Origin of the sequence: Nonomuraea sp. NPDC049784, assembly GCF_040659615.1 — a bacterium.
Lineage (GTDB): Bacteria > Actinomycetota > Actinomycetes > Streptosporangiales > Streptosporangiaceae > Nonomuraea.
Genome location: NZ_JBFAMX010001144.1, coordinates 1 through 1681 on the forward strand (window position 1 = coordinate 1; position 1681 = coordinate 1681).

The following is a 1681-nucleotide window of genomic DNA, read 5'->3' on the forward strand; positions in this document are numbered from 1 at the left end:
GTCCCGGCCGAGACGGTCTCGGCGTACAAGGGCGCGGACCTGTTCACCGGCCGCTTCACCGAGCAGTTCGGCGCCGCCTGACATGGACTACACCCAGCTGGGCCGCAGCGGCCTCTCGGTGTCCCGGCTCGTCCTGGGCACAATGAACTTCGGGACGGAAACGTCCGAACACGACAGCCACACGATCATGAACCGTGCGCACGAGCACGGCATCAACTTCTTCGACACCGCCAACGTGTACGGCGAAGGCCGCACCGAGCAGATCATCGGCCGGTGGTTCGCCACCGGGGGAGGCAGGCGCGACAGGACCGTCCTGGCCACCAAGCTCTACCTCCCGACGGGCGCGTGGCCCAACGACAGCCGCCTGTCCGCGCTGCACATCAGGCGCGCGTGCGACGCCTCGCTCCAGCGGATGGGCACCGACCACATCGACGTGTACCAGATGCACCACATCGACAGGAGCACTCCGTGGGAGGAGATCTGGGAGGCCTTCAGCGTCCTGCGACAGCAGGGCAAGGTGCTCTACTTCGGTTCGTCCAACTTCGCCGGCTGGCACCTGGCCCAGGCACAGGAGGCGGCGCGTGCGCGGCATATGCTCGGCCTGGTCGCCGAGCAGTCCATCTATAACCTGATGAACCGCTGGGCCGAGCTGGAGGTGCTGCCCGCGGCGCGGCACTACGGGCTGGGCCTGATCCCGTGGTCGCCGCTGCACGGGGGAGTGCTCGGCGGCGTCCTGCGCAAGCAGACGGAGGGTGGCGCCTCTCGCGGCGACTCCGGGCGATCGGCCCACACTCTCGCAAAGCACCGGGAAACGATCGAGGCGTACGAGAAGATGTGTGCCGGCATCGGCGAGGACCCCGCCGACGTCGGGCTGGCCTGGTTGCTCGCGCAGGACGGCGTGACCGGACCGATCATCGGGCCGCGTACGGTTGAGCAGCTCGACGGCTCGCTCCGCGCGCTGGCGATCACCCTGGACGAGGGCACGCTGGCCAGGCTGGACAAGCTGTTCCCGCCGCCCGGCCCGAACGGCGCCAAGCCCGCGCCGGAAGCGTACGCCTGGTGAATATCTCCATTTGTACGGAAAGTTGCATGGAAAGGCAGAGCATTGTCCGCACATAACGTCGTCTTCGGTTTTGGCGCGCATTCCGGCATTGACGACATACCTGAGCTGTTGCACATGGCCCAGCAGGCCGACCGGGACGGGCTTGACATCTTCACATTGTCAGACCATCCCTACATCGGCGGTCGCCTGGACGCCTACGCCGCGCTCGGCTTCATCCTCGGGCGTACGCAGCACATCGTCGGCTTCGCCAACGTCACCAACCTGCCGACCCGGCCCGCTCCCATGCTGGCCAGGACAGTGGCGTCGCTGTCGGCGCTGTCGGGCGGCCGGATCGTGCTCGGCATGGGCGCGGGCGGGCTGTGGGACCGCATCGCCGACATGGGAGTGCCGCGGCTGACGCCCGGCGATGCCGTGGACGCCTTCGAGGAGGCGATCGTCCTGGTCAAGCTGCTGTCGGGCGGCGGCCCTCCCGTCACCTACCAGGGCAACCACTACCAGGTGCACCAGATCGAGCCCGCTCCCGTCGCCGCGCCTCCCGTGTGGACCGGATCGGTCGGCCCGAAATCCCTGGCCGCCACCGGCCGAGTGGCCGGGGATCCAGCCGTCGGCCACTCGGCC

2 protein-coding genes are annotated in these 1681 nt (G+C 68.6%); both read left to right on the plus strand.

Annotated features, from left to right (window positions below):
* Nucleotides 1-82 precede the first annotated feature (82 nt).
* Complete coding sequence (locus AB0J09_RS64145; protein ID WP_360714241.1) at nt 83-1063, plus strand: aldo/keto reductase; 981 nt, start codon at nt 83-85, stop codon at nt 1061-1063.
* Between the two features lie 42 nt (nt 1064-1105).
* The coding region (locus tag AB0J09_RS64150; protein WP_360714243.1) for an LLM class flavin-dependent oxidoreductase at nt 1106-1681 on the plus strand (576 nt) is incomplete at its 3' end.

Bases quoted from the DNA above. Each gene is read 5' to 3' on its own strand.
- AB0J09_RS64145 (WP_360714241.1), top strand. From the start codon at position 83: ATGGACTACACCCAGCTGGGCCGCAGCGGCCTCTCGGTGTCCCGGCTC.